Here is a 20367-nt window from a genome sequence, read left to right on the forward strand (position 1 = left end):
TGTGAAATGCCGATATCAGATTGAGCGTGCGTTGTTCAGCAGGAACGTTTCAGACGACACTTCGTTTTTCAATGTATTAGACATCGCTGAATTTAATTCACGCATTGCAGATGCACTGCTGGACAACGCATTCACTAATTCCTGAAGCATCTCGGAAATCACTTTTTTATCGGCAAGAATACGCGTCATCGATGCCTTCACCATGGATGCATCGCGCGTATCGGCAGCGGCGACGGTGTCGATCACTGCTTGGGCACCAGACAACCCGGTTTCTCCAACTGTCAGACCCACCCTGGTACGGGTTGCAATCGCATTGATCTGACCCTCTTCGAGGTTATCAAGGCCGACCTGCTCTTTTAGCGCGGCAAACGCCTCTTTTGCGCGCGATGCCATCGATGTGACGCCGGTATCGTCGGCCAGCTTCACCATCACGTCCTTAACGCTGCGCATTACCGCGGATTCCATCACCTCGCCAAGTTCCTTTGCCGTCGATTCCGCGACAACTGATGCAATCTTACCGCCTACGCTGCCTACTGCAACCACCCCGGTAACCATGACAGCCGCAACCGCGATGCCTGCCACTACAGCGCCAGCGATTTCCGCTTTCTCTTTGGGTACGCCGCATGATTCGAGCGCCTCTGAGACTTGTTTGCTTAACCAAGTCATCATGGGTTTCACCGCATGATCCATGACGGGCTTCATCGCCTCGTCGATAAATGAGGTCCCGGTGACCGCCTTGAAGATCGCATCGGCAGCCATTAGTGCGAGGCCGGCCGCCGCGATCAGTAAACTAGCACCACCCGTGAATATCGCCAAACCCACACCAATCGCAGTCAATGCCCATCCACCGATCTTCGCAATTTCGCCAACCGTGTCTTGCAATCGCTGCGCTTCCGCCAATTTCGCTGCGTAGTCGTCAGATTTTTGTTGCAGTGTTGCTTGACGTTTTTCCGCCAACCCGTTCAGCATTGTGCGTTGCTCGTCGAGTGTGTCGATATTGCATTTCGACATCATTTCCTCAAGTCGCGCCAAAGCAATCGTAAGCACCGCGGTACTGCTCAACAAGCGCGTGTCATCTACACCTAACGATTGCGTGCTAGTCGGCAACGCTTGCATCGTGGTAGTACATTCCGCTTCTAATTGCACGGCGTTTCTTGTTGCGGAAACGGCCGCTTTCAGTAATTCTGGCGAAGCTGTGTTTGCCAAGCAGGCCGATACGGCATGTTCCGCTTCTTTCACCGAATCGCTAAACGCATTCACGGTGCTCGCATGCACATCGAGTTTATGATTCAGTGATGCCTCCCACCGCGCAACGTTCTCGCCTATCTGTTTCAGTGCTTCACCTGATGGCCCGGCATCCGATACGACACCGCCTATCAACGCCAGTTGCTGTGTGACGCAAACCGCTGAGGCTTGATCCCGGCTTCGCACACTCTTCGGCATTGCGAGAGATGGCGTACGCCAAAATCCGATTGCCGCGCTGTCTTTCTGTCCCGAAGCATCTTCGACTTTGATAAACGTCGAAGATGCGCGCTCTTTACGTGCCTGATTTACGCTGGAGAATTTGTTTGCTGCGGGCTGCTCTTCCAGGTTCAATAGCCTGGCACTCGTAGTTGTGACGTTTATCAATTTCCCTCCTCAACAACGTAATTTAAGGCGACGACATATCGCCCGTGGGCTCTGCCTCTGTCAACGACGAGTCTTTCGCCATCACTTCGAGGCAAGACTTTGCGGTTTCCCGCAAAATAGGCAGCTCGGCCTGCGCCAAAACCTGTTCGAAATTGCGCCGAGCGGCGGCGCGATTACCTAAGCAAAGGTGACATTGCGCAGCATGAAAGATAGGCCTTAGATCATCCTTTGCTAAAGACCCGGCGATGGCATAATATTCGATCGCCTTCACGTACTCTCCCCGCAACTGATATACCGCCGCGAGCCCCATCGGGTACTCCGCACAGCGAAAGTCGTACATGAATAAAAATCGGAAAAACGATTCTGCCTCTTTTAATTTTCCCTGCTGGTAAAACCGATAGGCATAAGCATAAAGTCCCTCCATCGCGGCATCGGTCACGCCATGCAAATCCTTCATGGTCGCGCCTTTCTGAATGGCCGTGAACACAGCGCGATTCAGTCGCTCCAACTCGGCGACATCATCAGAGTGCGTTTCATGCTGAATGTTGCTCATATCAACTCTCCAATACCCTGTGCCATGACGTGCACTCAGGCATGTCTTCATTAGAAATATTAAAAAACATATGAATTAATCACTATCACAAATCGCTCACAATGCATTTATGTTAGTGATTAATCGCTGGGCACCGAATAGTCCTGCTCGGGCGGTTTGTCCAATTCGGGTTCGGCGTTGGAAGCGGCTGGCTCTGGCATACCCGCCTTTTCGATCTCCCGTAACCAAAACAGTACGCGGAGAATTGGTTCAAGATCGTCCACTGCAATGAATTCATATCGCCGACTGCGTGCATATATCCTGCGGGCGAGCGGGACGTCGCGTAACACCGGAACGTTGCATTGCATCGCGTATTCGATTACCGATCTAGCGCGCTCACCTTGTTCGCGCACCGAGACCATGGGAAAGGGTGCGACCTTGAAATCAACATAAACGCCGATTGCTATGTGCGTCGGATTCGCAAGGACAAAGGTCGATCCTTTTACGTTTTCTTTTAATTTCTCACTCATGCCCTCTCGCGAAAGTTTCCGTTGTTGTGATTTCACTTCCGGATTTCCCTGGCTTTCCTTAAATTCTTCTTTTATTTCATGCTTATCCATTTTCAGGCTACGAATATAGAGAAAATACTCCACCATATAATCAAGCAAAAGCACAGGTAATGCTGTCGCAAGCAACAATGCACCGAGAGATTTTCCGAGACGATTCAATTCGACACGCAACAACACCTCAGGCATGGCAGCAAGTCCCAAGAGATCCCGATAATGTAGAGTAAGAAAAATGGCGATGCTGGCAGATGCCGCAGTAAGGTACAACAGCGCCTTGACTGCGTCCTTCAAAACACGTAGGTTGAACAGCTTCTTAAAGCCATTCACCGGGTTCAGTGCGTCAAAATTAATCTTTAAGGCATTGAATGCAAAAGTGAACCGACTCTGTAGCAACATCGGTATGGCCGTTGCCAACGTACAGATACCGACAAATGCAACGATACGTTCGGCAGCAATCGATATCAGCGCGTCGACATACGACCACGGATCAGGGTACGCTCTGGCGTCGGCAATCCAGGAGAACAACTTGCCAAAATTGTTCCAATGAAAAAGGTACGGCGCTGACAACCCGCCGGCGGCAAGCAGCAGAATCGTATTCAGATCAGCGGCCTTGAACGATTGCCCTTTTTTTTCTGATTCGCTGCGCTTTTTCTCAGTGGGTTTTTCGGTCTTTTCGCTCACCAAATTCCCCTGTGACGGTACCCATCGTTCGCGTTACATGATGTTTCAGTGAAGCACGCCATGTAACGACCAGAGGCTCACCCATCGAAAAATGCGTAAGGGCACTGTGGAAGCAAAGTAGAAGTACATAATCCCGTAAGCAGCAAAGCTTTTGATCGTCAACGACAGCGAAAACGCATTTAATTGCTTGCACAGACGCGACATAAATGCGAGCACGCCATCAAGCAGCATCAGTCCAACAACTACTGGCGCCGACAAGCTGACGGAAAACTGCATGACATGATTCAGCATGATAACGAGCGATGTATAGCGGAATTCAGGAATCGTCCCGAGTGGAACGTCGCGAAGACTTTCAGAAAAAAAAGTCATCAAGGTGATCAAACCGCCGTGTTGCAAGAAAACATTTGCAAACATCAGATTGAAAAAAGGCGCAAGAATCGCTGCCTCCACGCCGCTTGCAGGGTCGATTGAATCCGCGATGGTGGCACCACGTTGGTTGTCGATCAATTCGCCGACCAACGAAGCGACCCAGAACGGCGCAGCAACGATGGTTCCCATGATAATGCCGGTAATGGCTTCTGCCACACACGCCTTCGCTAGTGCAATACCATCCGGCCCCTGCACATGAAAGACAGCAACCGGGGATAGACCAATGACAATGAATAGGATGACAATCTGTCTTACGACAGGATGCGCCACGATGCGAGCACTGACAATCGGCACCAGGAGGAACGTTGGTGCAACACGCGCGTAAAGCATCGCCCACAATGCCAAATGATGGAATATATAACTTGACCACCAACGAAGCAGCCACATCACGGCACGCTTCGTGAAAATGCGAGTCTCACGGCCTCACGTGCAAACCCCATTACGATCGTGGCCATCCAGTGCTCAAGCAGTAGCAGACAGGCAAGCACGGCGATCAGCTTTACTCCGAAAGACAGGGTTTGCTCCTGTAACTGCGTCACGGTTTGGAAAAGACCGATGCCTAAACCGACAATTGTTGCGACGAGAATTGCCGGGGACGACACCAGGAGTACTAGAATCAGCGCCTTGTTGGATAGATAAATGATATTACCCATGTCTATCCCGGCAGGTGCAACGGCAGATACGGCTGCACGAGGTCTTTGGCCACGAGTGTCCAGCCGTCGAGTGCTACAAACAGAATCAGTTTGATCGGCACGGAGATCGTCACCGGGCTCATCATCATCATTCCGAGCGCCAGTAAGACGTTAGAGACAATCAGATCTACCACAATGAAAGGGATATATAGATAAAATCCAATTCTAAAAGCGTCTCGTAATTCCGTTAAAGAATATGCCGGCAACAACACGAATAGTGATGGCACAGCGGCTCTACGAATAGTGTTCGGCTCGCTTGGTTCATTGATGGCGTTGTTCGAAGAGGCGTCAACCGCCGTCGATCTTTGTTTTGCGGCCGCCGACACTTGCTGAAAAAATGTGACCAGTTCCTTGTCAGCATGTTGTGTCAGATATTGACGATAGGGCGTGAACACCGTTGTCAGGTACGGCCCGGCATCTTCGATTGATGCCACCTGATTTGTTTCCTCAAACGCTTCAAACGTTTTTGTCATCACAGGTTGCATGACAAAAGCAGCCAACATGAGCGCAATACTGTTCACAACGAGGTTGCTTGGCACCTGCTGCACACCAATCGCATTTCGCAACAACACGAGAACAATCGAAAATTTTAGAAAACAGGTACCTGACGCGAAAACGAATGGGACCAGTGAGACGATCGCAACCAGCGTGATCAGTGAAAGCTCGGGGTTATGCATCTTCGCGTGTCGACTCCAATTGCAAAGTCAGCACTTCCGCCGCCAACTCCCCTGCCACTTCCACCAACTCGCCAGTACCAATCTGACGTCCGTTGACGTGTATCAACAGGCGCGCCCCGGACGCAACCGGCACGACATCCCCAGGTTGCAGCGCTGAAAGTTCAGCAACGGTGAGAGTAAGTGGTGCGAAAGAGAATGTCAGGCCAACAGGAAGCGTGGCTAGCCCGAACTGGCCTGATGGTTGCCGACCCTGTTCTCCGTTCATGGCAAATTCGGGTTCGGGGGACGAGTCCAGGATGCTTTTAGCAGCCGGTAGCGCTTGTTCATGATGGACATCAAGAAAAGGTTCTTCGGACACGATCAATACTCCATGTGCGATAGACAGTGGAATGGCGGCGTACTCCGACATCCGTAAAACGGGTGCTGGAAACGCGATTTTGATAACATCACCACGGCACAGGGTGTCGACGAGACCGATCGACATCCTGGTTCGGCCAATCTCAATCGATATCGCCACTGGACAGGTCCGGGCCAAGGCCACGTAGTGATCTGACTGCGCCGCCGAACCTATCGCAAGCGGACAAGGTGTGCGCTCGTAGAAATAACGTATCCCTTGATGAGTTATTTCTATCATCATGCCTGCTGAAGCGAGGCCGACACCCTCGATTTGCACACGCTCCCATGGTTCCTGAGGGCCGGGTATAAAGTCTCGCCATTGCTCCCGCTGCAAGATAGAAAAAAGCAACTGGTCAGACAGTGCTTCCCATGCGTAGTGCGTTGCCTGCGGATATCGCCACGCGATGCAGTGTCCGATTTCAGCGAGCACCATTGTTGCGTAGCCTCTCTGAAACGCCGAAAATGTGACATATCGAATCACCGAGGATGGACGGCGTATTACGGCATGCACACCCTCAAAACGCGTTGCCAAAACGGCGCGCAGTATCGACACGTTCCGCACACCATCAGTGCAACGGAGGCTCAACCACTTTTGTGTATGCGCGCTACCTCCGCCTGCCTTGTCTTTCATTGCTGCCGCAACACCCGGCGCCTCGCTGGCGACAGCATGCGCCAGAGGTGGCATGGGGGACAGACCTGAGCTCATGACGTGAACACGATCTTCGCGGCCGATGTGGTAGATACACATTGCGCCGAGCTACGCATTACCTGTCTGATGATTTCTCTAGCAGTACGATCGACTGCTGTCATTTTTACCGCGAGATAACCAGAGGAAGCCAACGGCAGGCTAGCTGCGCCGTCGACAGTCAGTTCGACAATCGGCGCACCTCGCCAACTCTGAAAGGTATACACGAGGCGCCAGGCAGAAGAAGAGGCACCGCTACCGGCTCCATCCCTTCCCCCGCCTGTTTTCTTTATACGGTCGCCATCGAACGTATCACCCCGCGCTGAGTCAGCGATCATTTCGCCAGTTTTGGCATTGACAACGTCTGGTTGTCTCGCAAACCGCTGGGCGGGTGGTTCCAGTAACTCGGGCGAGGCTGAGACCTCGATTGCGTGCTGACGACGTTCCTTCCATACCGATAGCTTAGGCACAGACCGGATGACATCCCTCTCGCTGCAGACGCCTTCGTTCGATAGCTGTGCGGATGTAAATGTCCCATTGTGATCACTTGGCGAATCCGACAGATCGTACCAGCGCAGTGTCCACAACCGTGATGCAAGCGCCGCCGCCGCTGAAAACTGCTCCAATGGTGATGACCATGCCTTCGCAGTGTCACGACTGCCTAAAAAGAAGTTACATTGCCGCGCCGGCCTGGCCCGCCACGTATCCACATAAGGTATGTGATATGAAGCGTTGCCCGGCGAAACCGTATTACGAGGGTCACTGGCTCGAAGCAGGGTTACCATGTCGCCCTGACTATGTACGTCGCTACCATCGTACTTTTTACGCGTAATAAGATTGCCATCACCGCTCTTTCCAGTCTGCTGAAGGTCTACATCAGAGTAAGCCACGGCCGGAGTGACTTGCCAATCTGCCGATCCGAAATGCGGGGCCTGTGAATTCGATGCCCCATCCGGTACGATAGCCACGTGGCTATCGATGATGTTCTTGTGCATGTGTGAATTCAAAAGCAGCGTATGATCTCGTTCCCGATTCATGCAAACGAAGGTTTCCTCATCATCTTCTTCCTCCTCATTCGCTACCGACATATCGGCGGCGAGCCGCCGCAAAAGGTCCTGCAAATCACCTTCGGATGCCTGCGCGCTGCTGCTGATTCCGTCGTCGGCAACATTAGGGTTGAACACATGCAACCTGCCTTTAAACTCACTAATCTTGGAGGACATGGCACTTCACCTCGACAATGTCTTCAATCTCGATTCGCTCCACGGCATTACGTTGCGATTGCGTCGCAGCGCGCCGCTCCCGATCGATACGCTCATCCTTGGCCATCGCGTTTCGCATGGCCCACTCTGCCTCGCAAAACCTTTCCTCCGCATATGCACGCTCGTCCAACAAATTCTCCAGTGCAAGCCGCAATGCGGCCAATGCATGCAACGCCTGCGCCTGTCGTCCAAGTCCATCCGCATAATCCTCCTTCGAGTAATAACCGGTCGGCAGACAAGTCTCCATATATGACACTTCACGTCGAATCGAGGCCTCGATCTTTTCAATTGATTTTTGCAGCGTTTGACGCTTTTGCGCAGCATCACGATACTGACTCTCGGCCCGTAATCGTCCCATGTTCGCAGCACGCGACACCTTATCAAGCAGTTGCTGTCGCTTCATGCATTAGCCTTTGAGTTTCTTCGGCACTCGACCATACCCCACCGCTCTGTACGAGAAACTGACGCATTCGTTCGTACCTGTCCAGAACCTGATCGTTTTCCGCGTTCTGTCCACGACGGTACTCCCCCATGTCGATATAGACCTGTAGCTCTTGATATTTAGACAATCGCTGACGGAATACCGCTGCCATCCGTTGCTGCTCCGCGGTGGTGACCCCGTTAAATAAGCGGCTTGCGCTTTTAAGAATATCGATCGCCGGATAATGGTGAATTTCGGTAAGTTTCCGGGACAGATATATGTGTCCGTCCAGCAATGAGCGAAACTCGTCCGCAACCAGATCCGCTTCTTCCTCTGATTCAAGCAAAACGGTATAAAATGTTGTAATGCTTCCGGAATACGTACACCCGGCACGCTCAATCAGCTTAGGCAAACGGTCGAACACCGACAGCGGATAGCCCCGTTTGACTGGTAGTTCACCCGAGGCAAGCGCAATATCGCGTTCCGCTCGAGCGTATCGGGTCAGAGAGTCGATATACACCACGACGCGTGCGCCTTTGTCCCGAAAGAACTCAGCTGCTGCCATTGCTACCTTGGCAGCGTTCGCACGTTCCACGGCAGATTGATCCGATGTTGCATATACCACGATGGTCCGTCCTGCCCGGCCACTGGAACGCACACCGGCAACGAACTCGCTGACTTCCCGTCCGCGTTCCCCTATCAGGGCTACGATCGTGACATCGGCATCCACTCCCCCTACCAACATTGACAGCAATGAACTCTTACCTGAACCGGCTGCCGCGAAGATACCAATCCGTTGACCTATAGCACAGGTCAATAACCCGTCGATTGCACGTATGCCAGTCCACAACGGTCTCGTCAGCGGGTCACGTTCCGCGTAAAGCGGGCCCATGGAATCCAGTGGCATGCTATGAGTATGCTGATCGTCATGAGAAACCATCGCATCACTCAATCGCTCGACAACCAACCCGCCGGCGTCCAGAACCGTGCCTAGCTTCGACACCGACATCTCCACCTGAACACGATCACCGGTCGCGCGCACCACGCATTCGCGCCGAAATCCGTCCACCGGATGCAGGACCGTCATGATCGCCGTGTCCCCGGACAAGGCGACAACCTGCGCTTTTCCAATCACGTCATCTGAGAAAAGACTCGCATGTATTGCGCATATCTCCCCTACCGCCACTCGAGGTATACGCGCACGAAGAATCTGTCCAGTGATGGAATCCACTGATGCATACCACTGAGAATAGTCTAGCAGTGCCATTTGTTAGCGACCTATGATTTGCATAAGTGCGCGTGTTTCTTCAAAAAACTGTTCCAGCGCGTACCGAAAAGCGGGCATGGCCCTGGCATTCGTGGCCAACGTCGCTTCCAGCGAGAGGTGCGATTCGTACCAAAGTAACACGGGGCGATTCGGCGTAAAAAGTGCGCTCGGCTCCCGCATGACGAACGTCAATAACTGTGTCGCCACATTTTGCAAAATTGGCTCGCTTACCGGTGGCATCGGTGCTATCAGCGTAACGATGTCGTCGGATGCATCGATCCGAATTTCTGATCCATCGCGAAAATTGATGTGTATGGGGGAATGTGGGTTCAGACCATCATCCACTTTGTCAGCACACCCGAGTTCAAAGAGTGCGTCCCGTACCAAGCTCACGATATCCAAATTCACGCCCATGCTCCTTATCTAGATATTTCCGAGTACATCGATTGCAACGTTATCCGACACCTCTCCAAAAGAAATTACTTGTAATCCCGGAAAGCGATTTTCTATCAACGCTCGTGCGTAACGACGCACATCCATGGAAGCTAGCAAAACGAAATCCCTGCGAATGGCAGTCAGTGCTGACATCGCTCCCGCGATTCTGTCGATCAGGTCATTGGCGATATCAGGGCTTAGATTCAAGAAGGTACCTGCCGCGTTGTTCTTGATACCACCACGAATCTTGTCTTCGAATTCCGGTGTCAGCACGAGTACCTTCACCCTCCCGTCGGACGCGAGGCGATGGGATATGTACCTGCTCAATGCAATCCTCACATGCTCCACAAGAACGAGACTATCCTTTTCACGCATCCCCCAATTCGCAAGCGTTTCCAAAATCAGTTTCATGTTCTTGATCGCAACGCGTTCCACTAGCAGGCGACGCAATATTTCGCACAGCTTCTGGATCGGGAGTTGGCGATAGACCTCTTTCAACAACTCTGGATAACGCGGGTCAAGTGTATCGAGCAAATTCTTTGTTTCTTGAATACCGAAAAATTCATTACTGTTCCGTAGTGCAACCGTGATGAATTGATCATGTAGCTCGTCAATTGCTTCACGGAATGTCACGCCCAGTTGCCTTAATCTGCCGACATCGATCTGTGCCCACTCGGCCAAATCGCCATCGCAATCAGCCATACGTGACACGCCGACGCCAAGACCGCGGACCATATCGGCACCGCCTATCAAACGTACACCGTCAAATGCGATGTGCAGGACCGCGGCGTCCACGTCATTTATACGAATAACGACACGATGTTTTTCCTCCGGGTCAACATGCGAAGACGTACGGCGTTCGCCTCGCATTTCTGTCCCGCCTTCATCCGCGACAGCGCTGAAACCGACAAAGATCTCCGGCAATAATAGCCCCGCATCACCTAACATTCTGCCGCGTAAGGATGCAGACAATGCGGCAACAGATATGTATTGACGACTGTACTGGGGTAGAAGAACGACAACTGGATGACCAACTGGCACGCTATCGGTTCCGGATAATGCAGAATGTGATCCAATGTCTCCGGCCGATTGGTTTATAAGTGTGGGTATGCCGTTCGCCGCCTCCTCATCAGATATTTTTTCCATCCCGGGTCCACGCCGCCGACGACGCTTCCAGCATAGAAGTCCTAGACCAGTTGATACGACCAGAAATACCGGAAGAGGAAATCCTGGTAACAACCCAATCACGGCCGATAACGCCGCCGAGATGCCTAACACCGGATCGCTCGACAGAATCTCTGAAACGATGTCATGACCCAGATTGCGATCGCTACCGGCCACTCGAGTCACAAGGAAGCCAGCGCCCATTGAAATTAACAGCGCCGGAATTTGCCCCACCAATGCATCCCCTACACTTAGGATCGTATAGGTCGACATTGATTCGGAGATTGTCAAATGTTGCTTTAAAGTACCGACCGTCACGCCGCCGATAAGGTTGACAAATATAATCAGAATTCCTGCAATGGCATCACCCTTGATAAACTTCATTGCACCATCGAACGATCCGTACAATTGACTTTCACGCTCAAGTGCGCTGCGGCGCACGCGGACCCCATTACCATCGATAATGCCCGCCCTGAAGTCGGCATCGATGCTCATTTGCTTGCCAGGCATGGCATCCAGTGAAAAACGGGCGGCTACCTCTGCTACCCGTTCAGACCCCTTGGTAATGACGATGAACTGCACCACGGTCACGATTGCAAAGATCACCAGGCCCACCACGATGTTTTGGCCGATGACGAACTCCCCAAATGTCTGAATGATTTGTCCGGCGTGCCCGGTCATCAGAATCAATCGACTGCTGCTGATTGAAAGCGCGAGCCTGAACAAAGTCGTCAGCAATACAATTGCGGGGAATGTGGACAGACTCAGCATGTTGACAACGTGCAGCGCGCTCATCAGCACAAGCACCGCGGTGATCATATTGACTGCGATCAGAAAGTCGAGCAAATCAGGGGGCAACGGCACTACCAGCATGCCAATGATCATGATGATCAAGCACAGCACCGCGAGCTCGGGCTTGCGTTGAAGTGCTAAGAGAAAGTTACGTGCATTCGCAATAAAATTCATGAGAAAAACAGACAAAAAGTGTCGTTGACTTCAATCGCCAAACACAGGCCCGGTGCTTGCGCTAACGACACTAAAAACCAGGTGTGGCAAGATTTAACACGGCTTGCAGAACGGTTTGACGGGAAATCGCGTCAGGAAAAAGTGCGAGCGGTAAAGCAGCAAGCGCGCAATAGGCGCGCTGAATGAACCGCTCCCGCGCTTCGAGCGTTTCCACCTGTGTACATAGTGCAGTCAATGCCAACGGGACCTGTTTGGCATCACGCATCAGCGTGGTCACCAACCCGGATAACATGTCCGAGCCCGCCTGGTAGCGCCGATCAACCTCATCCATCCCTTCCAAGTTGAGGACCGGGGTCGTTACCACGTTCATCGGAAGTTGCATCACGAACGTCCTATCCGCCGCCACCATCATTCGCAACACATTGCACTGCGCAAACAGCCACGAAAATGCTTCCTGAGAGCAACTTGGGTCCATCGCTCTGCGGTCCGCCTTCAGCGTATCACCGACAAAACAAGTTAGCCCGGTACGCCTCGTGTAGTCGAATCGTTCAATCCAGTCATCGTAAAGATCAGGTAGTGCATCGGCAAAGTCCAGAAAATCACGGTACAACTTCCGCAAGGCACGTGCATCCAGCGCCATCCGTTCCGCGAAGCGACGAGCCGCGGACGCCGCATTGATACCGGCTTTTATGTGTTGCGCGTTTCCCTCCCGAAACACCATGTCGATCGCCGCATTGAGTAAAACCGAATCGTTGACGTCGCTCGTGACGGCCGCGCCCGACTCTCGATCAATGTTGCTAGAAGCCGAAGCTACGCGCTTCCGCGCACGCAGGGCGAGTACGAGATCGCTATCATCGGGGAAAAGAAGGCGTGCCTGGCGCAGGAGATCTCGCAGATTTCGCTCCCCGGATTTAAGTACACGCGTGAGTGTCGCCAGGCGGAACTCACGATCTTCCTCTAGGATCGATTCGGCTTCATCGGACACGCGATTGCGGCTACGCTCAACGTCCTTTCGACGAGCATTCTGCGCCAACATCATTCCGAGGTCTTCCTGCAAAGCGAAGACGCGTTCTTCCGGCGTATCGATATGCACAGCCGCATTCGCGGCACCTGCCACCGCAACCGCCGGGCTCGTTGAGATGTTGTTGCCACCGAATCCGGCTAGGCTCGGCCGCGTGTCCTGAGATGGATTACTGATGCGTTGCACTTTCTGTCCCCGACGCCTGACCGCCCCGCTTGCTGACGTTTTTGCCCGACTGCGGAGTTACATCATGCACGTTAGTGCCCGGATGCTTATTGGTGTCGTCGCTAGTCTCGTCCAAAGGTTCGCCTTGCCCGTCATCCAGATCAGTGAGGTATTGCGTCAACATACGACTTGTCTCGGCCATTTGCGAACGCGTGCCGACCAGGTCGCCCGCTTCCAGCGTCTGCTCGCCAAGCCAACTATCATCCCGATTCAAGATGCGTGGCTGAATCAGAAAAAGGCGCACCATATGTTCCGTGCGGGTGCGATCCATCCGGAAAAGCCTTCCAAGATAAGGAATCTTCCATAGACCGGGAATGTAGTACGTGGTGGTCTCGTGCTGATCGATTGTGCTGCCGCCCAACAGCAGACTCTTGAACCGAGGAACGCGGGCGACCGTACTGATCTGCGTGTCGCTTACCACAGGAATCACCGGCGTATTTTTAGATCGGCTGCCGCTATTCTGCGAACTGCCGTCTTGCACCGTCACGATCATCTCGACCTCTCTTCCATCACGCGTGAGCCGCGGCAACACACGAACGATCGTGCCATACGAGAAATGTTCCAGTGCGGCTGTACGCTCACCTACCAACGGGTAATACTCGGTATGACTATTGTCAAAAACAGCCGGCACGTTTTCTTCGGTCAAAACGATTGGCCTGGATACGATGGTTGCCTGGCCTTTTTCCGTCAATGCATTGATGGTTGCCAAGAAAGTAATGCCGTTCAACGCAGCCATCTGGCTACCGTTCGCCGTTGCGGTAATAGGCCCGGCAGCCACGGATGACTGCCAGTTTATGCCTAGTTCATCCAGTTTCTGGCGATCAACGTCGATAATCCAGAGGGACAATTCGATCTGACGCTTCGGGACGTCTACCGCGCGGATAGCGCGCTCAACCATGTCGACGTGCTCTCTCGGTCCATATAAAAGAATACTGTTCCCATCTGGGTTCGATACCATCCGAACGTCCCAAACGGTGTTGGACTGCATAGGAATCGAGCTGACGACGCCCGGCTCTGCATCGGTATTCTTAACACCACTGCCATCAACGTCTCGCGTTGTCGGCAGTGGTAATTTCAGAATATCTTGACCGGAAACGTCCGGCGCGTGCATGCCGGCCGCGACAGACGCGTCCGATGTGGTCTGACCATTGGCGTGGGACGAAAATAATCTCCGAATGACATCGGCCACACCGGGCATGTCGACTATCTCATCGCGAACCTTATAACGGCGATCAACCACGAATGAGTTGTGCAATGGCACAATGCGAAAAACCATTGCGGTATTGTTTTGAAATCCCGGAAGCTGGTCCAGATACTTCGCTGCCGCCACCACCAGGCGAACGTATATAGGCGGCCCGGAAACATAGAAGACACCAGCGCTGTCGGCCCCGATGATGGGGTACTGCTCATCGTAAAGGTTTGAGGATCTTAAAAAGGTGCGCACATCTCCTAAACGTTGATGGCCCATTTGTATCACCGAGCCGCCGATTTCGCTGTCACGATAGACATACAGAGATCGACCGTCGTCGTACGTCATCAAACCCATGGTTTTAACAAGTTGCCTCAACGTTGCCATTGGGGTGTTGAGGTCGAAAGTTCCGGTAACGAAAAGGGCTTGCGTTTTGGGACTTACGACAATCGGCCGTCCAATCTTTCCTTGAATGGCGTCGAAGACATCGGACAAACTTGTATTCTGTGCTATAAAACGCGGTGCATCTGATACAACGCCTGATGACAGGATATGTGAATTAGCATCCGCATCAATCAACTGCGCATGGGCGAAACCCGGTGAAAGACAAGCGATGAAAATCGCCACCAGGTTTCTGCCATTTTTCATGCAGCCATTCGTGTGCCGCTGCACGATCCCGCATAGGCCGACCGTGCACTCAGTCAAACTTCCAAAGACTCTCACCGTTACCTCAAGCATCCAGGCCTTGCCCCAAAATGAAATTTAATTTCTTGCGAAAAATGCGACGACGATGAGAAACCATGCTGATAGGCCAACTCAGTCAACGTTTCATGTCGGGACAAAATATCGTGCAATGCATTCAACGCTCGCCACTGGCGCAAACGTTGCTTTAAACCGCAACCAAAGATGCTGCGGCAGATACGCCTGAACTGAACCGCGGACAACCCATAACGCTGCGCCAGTCTCGCTACCGATGTATGGCCGTCATATGCGCGGAGCAAGAAGAGAACAAGCTGATACGCTTCCTGGACACGTAGAAAATTTCGCAGTGGTTCAATGCGCGGATCATCGTTTATCACGCATTCACATAACCACCGGTTAAACCCGGAAACACTAGGTAAATCGGCGATCCTGAACGATAGCGTCGCAGGAATCTCACTTCCTGCCGCGCGATTCACATGACTGACGTCAAAACATTGCGCACTTTCGACAAAGGCAAGCAAGCTTGCAACGCGAGTGGTAGGCAGACTCCCACGCTCCGATTTCTCGCTCGCACCATACTCCTCTATCAGCAGGTGATTTCGATCCACCGTTATGCAGTATGTTTTCTCTTTCGTAACCATCATTCACATACCTTGTACCGTTCGAAATAGATAACCGTTTTATGTCTGCTTTATCTTTTCATTGCCTTATTGAATAAATCACATTGTACGGATGCCGTAGATATCAAGACATGGCGCGATGCCCGTTTGCTAATGGGCTTGCGCCTACTTTTCGTTCATCCTTGCCTCGAATATCGAATATCCGTGGTTAGATATTGACGATACTCAGGCAATCCTGTTTTCATTCACCCCTGGTTGAACGAAAACACGCTCTCGTTCTGATGAATTGATTTGCATGCTTCACCTATATGCATGCGTGGTGAAAGGCACGAAATGAGCTCAGTGCTGACGGATGCCGATTCGATCTACGAGTTACGCGTCCTCTTTGGACCGATGTTTGGCGTGGACTTGCTGCTTCCGAACCAGCGCTCACTATTCGTTTTTGTCGGCTCCGGTCAATATGAAGGAAGGGACAAAGATAACGCGACGGATGCGGCACAGTTAGCAATCAACGCATTGCATATTCCGCACCACAAGTCCGGGGTAAATTTTCGCATTCACTTTCCGACGTCGCACGCTCGGAATACGGAAGATCATGTACGGAACGCAGCACTATCTGGCACGAACGACGATGATGCGACCACGTCCGAAGCAGAAGCGGGAAAACTTCGGATCGAATGGATCAATGGTAGTGACCTCTTGGTGGAGAACTGCGCGTTCAATTCAGTCTGTCGATATGGCGATATTGCATTTTCTGTCCGACCGGCAGATATGCCTTGGTCCGATAGCATATGCGCGTTTTTGCCGGTGGCTGAGAAAAGCGATACGGATAACGGGGTGCTTGCGGTCGCCGACTCATCGGTGACTGTCGACGCCACTTTTAAACATAGGTTTCTTGGACGACGAAGGGGCGCTGTATGCATGGCAACCGCTTTTCTGGCATTTTCTCTATGGGGGATTGCACGATATCTTTCATCTGGCGCAGATACCGCACGAGTCGCCAATGCGTTCGATAACGGTTGGGGCACGAATGATATCGTGACCAAGAACGGTACCCACTACATCATTGCGCGAACGGCTAGCGTTAAAGATTGGGATGATCAAATAGCACTCAGGTATCCGCTGGCATCAAGACCTGTCGTCTTATACGCTTCGGATCTTATTTCCAAGGCCGAAGAGGTACTGAACGAGCACAATATAGACTACTACACAATACGACTCGATAAGGTAAGCGAGCCGGAATTGGTGCTTGTGAAGCATGATGGCGAGGACAATTCCACGCTACGTAAACAAATCGACGAGGCATCGGAATTGCTTGCACCGGTATTCCCGTTTGCAAAAGGCGTGCATATCCAAGAGCAAGCACCTGCTGATGTCATAGCGATGGCAAAGTCATCACTGACGCGTATTCCCGTTACGTTTTCGGAGATTCAATCTCACGGGTATGTCACGTTCTTCATCACGGGCTATGTCACTGATTACGCGTTATCCGCCGTCGCGGATCTCGCTCGACATTTTTCGCATGACTGGGGTCATCGGAAAATCCGCTTTAGCCTGGCCTTAAAAACCATCTGGCTAAACGGTAAATCGCGCCAGACAGGCGTGGACGGCTATATCTTGGTCGATCCCGAACACTGGTATTTCAACAACTCAAGCAAGGAAAACTAAAATGCCATCATCTATTCAAGCTACTGATATGCCAGCGTCCGGCGGTGGCCTCGACCCCAACCTCGATATGTATATTGTCGATATCGCAAAAGGTTTCAATGCCGGCGTGGGAAGTCTAAGCTCTGATTTGGATGCCGCCTTGGCCACGCTGCAAAGCGATCCGTCGAGCCCAGCGGCGCTTGCCAATTATCAAGCCATCCTGTCCGAATACACCATGTTCCGTAATGCACAAAGCAGTGCTGTCAAGGCCATGAAGGATATCGACTCCGATATCGCAAGCAAGCTGCGTTAAACACGTTTCTTTACCTTTTCACGCAATGTTACGTTCGCTCTTCAGGATATCCATCAATGCAAGCCCTCTCAGCGGTTCAACCGATTTTCTCGGCCAGCGCCATTCAGGAGCATCGAAGTCTGGACGTGGCGTTGCGCTCGGCCGCTCAAAATCTCACGGATGAGATGTTGTCTGCGCGGCATCGCATCGACCAATTCATGCAATCACCCGGTGCCTACGCGAACCCCGCCGCCCTCGCGGCATTCCAGGTAGAACTGGCGAACTACTCCGTAAATAACGCGGTTATCAGTGGCGTCGTCAAACGCCTGGCGACGGGCGTGGAAACCCTGGTGAAAGGATAAGCCGTGGGAGGTCGCACCGTCTTCTTGTTCCCCTACGTTTCGGCGCGTGTTTGTTTCGGTGCCTGCGGTCGCCATACCTTACGATTTTTTTCGTTTGCAGGCGTACTCGTGCTATCCGCCTGTCATAGCGAATCGCTGTTGTCGGGGCTCTCGGAAACACAAGTCAATAATGTGGTCGCGGTCTTGCAACGTCACGGTGTTACGGCCATAAAGCGAGACCTAGGGAAAGGCGTTTATGAAGTGGATGTCGCTCGCCAGGACTTCCCCGCCGCAGTCGATCTGGCGCGAAAATTCGACTTGCCACAACCGGCCGATATTCAGATAAGTCAGGCATTTCCAGCCGACAGCCTGATTTCTACGCCCTTGGCGGAACACTCTCGTTTGATTTCTTATATAGAACAACGTCTTTCCAGTAATTTAAACGCGCTGGATCATGTGGTTCGGGCACGTGTTAACGTCAGTTATCCACTAACGGGAGATATCGATGGTCCGCAGAAAATGCATGTCGCCGTACTGATCATTTATTCGGGCGAGGTCGATGAGGATACGTTGATCAGCGAGGTCAAGCGCTACGTCAAGAATAGCTTTGAAAAGATCGACTATGACGATATCTCGGTACTTGCCGAACGCAGTGCGCCAGTATTTCACGCGCTACCTGCCAAGAACGTAGAGACTGTTTCATCGACAGGCGCGGCATGGATAGGGCTTTCGGCAACGCTCACCATGATCATCGGGATATTGGCGTTGGTAGCCGCCGTCGGGTTCGGTATTCAGTCTCGTCTGGCCACGCCACGTTGGCGTGCAAGACATGGCGATGACGACATCGTGGATGACATCGCGCCGACTGAACGTAAGCCCGGCGGCCGATTTCAAAGGCTATTCAACCGTCTGACTATCGGTCGTAATCTTTTTGATACGAAACGAAAATGACCAGTTTCGACTACCTGTTACAAATCCTGCTTGATCCCGACAGCTATTTACATCCCTCCCGTCTACCTATGGCACCTGAGGCATGGCTTTCACTGACCCGTGCGACGCGCAACGCGCTGATCGTCGCGCAATACGGACTTGGAGACGCTCCCCTTGAAACGATACCCATCGACGCGTGCACGGCGATTCTGCTACGTAGTTGGGCATGGATTCCCGAGCTGTGTTTGCTGCTCGGGCTTTTTAGTCAACGTGCGGAGTGGCGCTTGTCCACTCGCTACCGGCAGTTAAGTCAATACGCCAGACGCTTCCTCGAATTGCCTTTGCCGCAGCTTGCCGTGCCGGCTGTCGCGCGTACAAGCGCAGTAGACCCCATTGCCTGCGGCCTGGTTGCTTTACGGATTACATACCCCACGATTCCTACGGTCTTAAGCGAGCGCCTTGCATTATGTTTCCCAGCCAGTACGGATAACGATGCGACCCTGCTGCAAAGACAACTGGTTGCAAAGGGGACGCAAAGCTGGGTTTCGTTTACAACGTTTTCAACGGCAATGTGCTATGCAAAAAATCTTGCACAAGATATACGCGAAGGCACCGGAAGCAGAGGCTGACGTTTTGTATCGGCGAAAAGCGCTCTATAAGGTCAATCGTCGGGATGCCTTAGACGTAGCCGCACGAAAGGCCGCGCGACGGATTGTCGACTGTGCAACTCGTGAGGCCGCAAACCAGTACGTTGTGGCAAGAAGCGAAGGCTATCGCGACGGCCTGACGGTATTAGTGGAAGAAGTGGCTAATCAGATTGAGCATTTATCGATGTCGTACGAAACACAACTCAGTGACTTTTATGCTGCCATCACGGCCGACGTCGAACGCCTGTTCCGTGACACCGAGACAGCCCGTGCTTTGATCGAGGAATATATTGAAGTAAAGAACGTTGGTGGAGATGAGTCCATTACCGTTTACGTGCCTAGATGGTGCAGGCTATCTTGCGCAGGTGTAGATCAACTGCGAACAAGTAGTGGTCGTCGCATCAAATTAGCATCGTCGCCAAGCAACCGATTCGTGATCAGCAACGGTCGCTTCTCGATATCTTTTTATCCGCCGGAAGCATCGTCCGAAATCAGTAACAAGCTTGTGCATAACAGCAAGCCAACCAATCTTTCCAACGCCAAGCATATGCTTTCTGCATTGATGGCACGTCTTCAACCAACCGATGATAGGCAAGCGCCATGACAACCACCCTTCCACCATTCCTCGGTATGAGTCCGGATTCCGCCGTCCGGGGCGACGCGATGCAGGTCACTGAAACCGGCAACACCTCCTTCAGCGGTCGGGCTGCTGCGGCGGCCCAGACACTTTCTGACACCATCACCCCGGCGGATCTACAGCACTTCGCGGCTGCGTTGACAGCCGCTTATTCGTACCTCAAAGATGACGATGCGCCCGACGCAAGCCCTACCTTGCAATATGAATCCGACATGTTCTGACACCGAGCGTGGAGTACCGCCGCCTTTGCCTTGTCGTGGTACGCCGCGTTGTTGGATATTTCTCCGTGCTTCTGTTGCTGCGTACGCCATGTG

At 52.4% G+C, this 20367-nt stretch carries 22 protein-coding genes; 7 read left to right on the forward strand and 15 right to left on the reverse strand.

Going from position 1 to position 20367, the window contains the following annotated elements; all coding sequences use genetic code 11:
* Nucleotides 1-15: 15 nt before the first annotated feature.
* The 15 genes from sctE to SJQ66_RS29785 all read right to left on the reverse strand — a co-directional run bounded on the left by sctE (nucleotide 16) and on the right by SJQ66_RS29785 (nucleotide 15583).
* Nucleotides 16-1629, reverse strand: a complete 1614-nt coding sequence (sctE, locus tag SJQ66_RS22365; RefSeq protein WP_186303515.1) for a type III secretion system translocon subunit SseC family protein — start codon at nucleotides 1627-1629, stop codon at nucleotides 16-18.
* 22 nt (nucleotides 1630-1651) lie between these two features.
* On the reverse strand, nucleotides 1652-2182 hold the full coding sequence (locus SJQ66_RS22370; RefSeq protein ID WP_046153695.1) for a SycD/LcrH family type III secretion system chaperone: 531 nt from the start codon (nucleotides 2180-2182) through the stop codon (nucleotides 1652-1654).
* Nucleotides 2183-2301: 119 nt separating this feature from the next.
* Nucleotides 2302-3408 carry an EscU/YscU/HrcU family type III secretion system export apparatus switch protein gene (locus SJQ66_RS22375; RefSeq protein WP_253463366.1) on the reverse strand — a complete coding sequence of 369 codons (1107 nt, stop codon included), beginning with the start codon at nucleotides 3406-3408 and terminating at the stop codon, nucleotides 2302-2304.
* Nucleotides 3409-3453: 45 nt separating this feature from the next.
* A complete protein-coding gene (gene sctT / locus SJQ66_RS22380) occupies nucleotides 3454-4224 on the reverse strand; it encodes a type III secretion system export apparatus subunit SctT (protein ID WP_253463491.1) in 771 nt (256 codons plus the stop codon).
* Entirely contained in the window at nucleotides 4224-4490 is a 267-nt protein-coding gene (gene sctS / locus SJQ66_RS22385; protein WP_024902849.1) for a type III secretion system export apparatus subunit SctS, read from the reverse strand. Before sctS ends, sctT begins: the two co-directional genes overlap by 1 nt.
* 2 nt (nucleotides 4491-4492) lie before the next feature.
* Nucleotides 4493-5206, reverse strand: a complete 714-nt coding sequence (locus SJQ66_RS22390) for an EscR/YscR/HrcR family type III secretion system export apparatus protein (protein WP_253463368.1) — start codon at nucleotides 5204-5206, stop codon at nucleotides 4493-4495.
* On the reverse strand, nucleotides 5199-6308 hold the full coding sequence (locus SJQ66_RS22395) for a FliM/FliN family flagellar motor switch protein (protein ID WP_253463370.1): 1110 nt from the start codon (nucleotides 6306-6308) through the stop codon (nucleotides 5199-5201). Before SJQ66_RS22395 ends, SJQ66_RS22390 begins: the two co-directional genes overlap by 8 nt.
* On the reverse strand, nucleotides 6305-7510 hold the full coding sequence (locus SJQ66_RS22400) for a hypothetical protein (RefSeq protein WP_320534569.1): 1206 nt from the start codon (nucleotides 7508-7510) through the stop codon (nucleotides 6305-6307). Before SJQ66_RS22400 ends, SJQ66_RS22395 begins: the two co-directional genes overlap by 4 nt.
* The gene (locus SJQ66_RS22405; protein ID WP_024902852.1) at nucleotides 7494-7952 is read right to left on the reverse strand and encodes a hypothetical protein; all 459 of its coding nucleotides are present in this window, start codon (nucleotides 7950-7952) and stop codon (nucleotides 7494-7496) included. The genes SJQ66_RS22400 and SJQ66_RS22405 overlap by 17 nt, the downstream gene beginning before the upstream one ends.
* Nucleotides 7930-9237, reverse strand: coding sequence for a FliI/YscN family ATPase (locus SJQ66_RS22410; RefSeq protein WP_046153700.1), 1308 nt, complete (start codon nucleotides 9235-9237; stop codon nucleotides 7930-7932). The genes SJQ66_RS22405 and SJQ66_RS22410 overlap by 23 nt, the downstream gene beginning before the upstream one ends.
* Before the next feature lie 3 nt (nucleotides 9238-9240).
* Entirely contained in the window at nucleotides 9241-9645 is a 405-nt protein-coding gene (locus SJQ66_RS22415) for an InvB/SpaK family type III secretion system chaperone (protein ID WP_157685854.1), read from the reverse strand.
* Between the two features lie 15 nt (nucleotides 9646-9660).
* Nucleotides 9661-11817, reverse strand: coding sequence for an EscV/YscV/HrcV family type III secretion system export apparatus protein (locus tag SJQ66_RS22420; RefSeq protein WP_244141669.1), 2157 nt, complete (start codon nucleotides 11815-11817; stop codon nucleotides 9661-9663).
* A 55-nt stretch (nucleotides 11818-11872) separates the two neighbouring features.
* Nucleotides 11873-13009: an HrpJ domain-containing protein gene (locus tag SJQ66_RS22425; protein ID WP_024902856.1), complete on the reverse strand. Its 1137-nt coding sequence runs from the start codon at nucleotides 13007-13009 to the stop codon at nucleotides 11873-11875.
* On the reverse strand, nucleotides 12993-14885 hold the full coding sequence (gene sctC / locus SJQ66_RS22430) for a type III secretion system outer membrane ring subunit SctC (RefSeq protein WP_320534570.1): 1893 nt from the start codon (nucleotides 14883-14885) through the stop codon (nucleotides 12993-12995). The genes SJQ66_RS22425 and sctC overlap by 17 nt, the downstream gene beginning before the upstream one ends.
* Nucleotides 14886-14962: 77 nt before the next feature.
* A complete protein-coding gene (locus SJQ66_RS29785) occupies nucleotides 14963-15583 on the reverse strand; it encodes a helix-turn-helix domain-containing protein (RefSeq protein ID WP_024902858.1) in 621 nt (206 codons plus the stop codon).
* A 369-nt stretch (nucleotides 15584-15952) separates the two neighbouring features.
* Between SJQ66_RS29785 and SJQ66_RS22435 the strand changes: the two genes are divergently transcribed.
* From SJQ66_RS22435 to SJQ66_RS22465, 7 genes are all read left to right on the forward strand, one after another.
* Entirely contained in the window at nucleotides 15953-17227 is a 1275-nt protein-coding gene (locus SJQ66_RS22435; RefSeq protein WP_320534571.1) for a PrgH/EprH family type III secretion apparatus protein, read from the forward strand.
* 1 nt (nucleotide 17228) lies between these two features.
* Nucleotides 17229-17519, forward strand: a complete 291-nt coding sequence (gene sctF, locus SJQ66_RS22440; protein ID WP_024902860.1) for a type III secretion system needle filament subunit SctF — start codon at nucleotides 17229-17231, stop codon at nucleotides 17517-17519.
* 56 nt (nucleotides 17520-17575) lie between these two features.
* A complete protein-coding gene (locus SJQ66_RS22445; RefSeq protein WP_046153704.1) occupies nucleotides 17576-17860 on the forward strand; it encodes an EscF/YscF/HrpA family type III secretion system needle major subunit in 285 nt (94 codons plus the stop codon).
* 138 nt (nucleotides 17861-17998) lie between these two features.
* A complete protein-coding gene (locus tag SJQ66_RS22450) occupies nucleotides 17999-18790 on the forward strand; it encodes an EscJ/YscJ/HrcJ family type III secretion inner membrane ring protein (RefSeq protein WP_236693602.1) in 792 nt (263 codons plus the stop codon).
* Nucleotides 18787-19398, forward strand: coding sequence for an OrgA/MxiK family T3SS sorting platform protein (locus SJQ66_RS22455; RefSeq protein ID WP_081764858.1), 612 nt, complete (start codon nucleotides 18787-18789; stop codon nucleotides 19396-19398). Before SJQ66_RS22450 ends, SJQ66_RS22455 begins: the two co-directional genes overlap by 4 nt.
* Nucleotides 19346-20020 carry a hypothetical protein gene (locus tag SJQ66_RS22460; RefSeq protein WP_024902863.1) on the forward strand — a complete coding sequence of 225 codons (675 nt, stop codon included), beginning with the start codon at nucleotides 19346-19348 and terminating at the stop codon, nucleotides 20018-20020. Before SJQ66_RS22455 ends, SJQ66_RS22460 begins: the two co-directional genes overlap by 53 nt.
* Complete coding sequence (locus SJQ66_RS22465; RefSeq protein ID WP_320534572.1) at nucleotides 20017-20274, forward strand: hypothetical protein; 258 nt, start codon at nucleotides 20017-20019, stop codon at nucleotides 20272-20274. Before SJQ66_RS22460 ends, SJQ66_RS22465 begins: the two co-directional genes overlap by 4 nt.
* The last annotated feature ends 93 nt before the right edge of the window (nucleotides 20275-20367 follow it).

Origin of the sequence: Robbsia andropogonis, from assembly GCF_034047095.1 — a bacterium.
In the GTDB taxonomy this organism is placed as follows: Bacteria; Pseudomonadota; Gammaproteobacteria; order Burkholderiales; family Burkholderiaceae; genus Robbsia; species Robbsia andropogonis.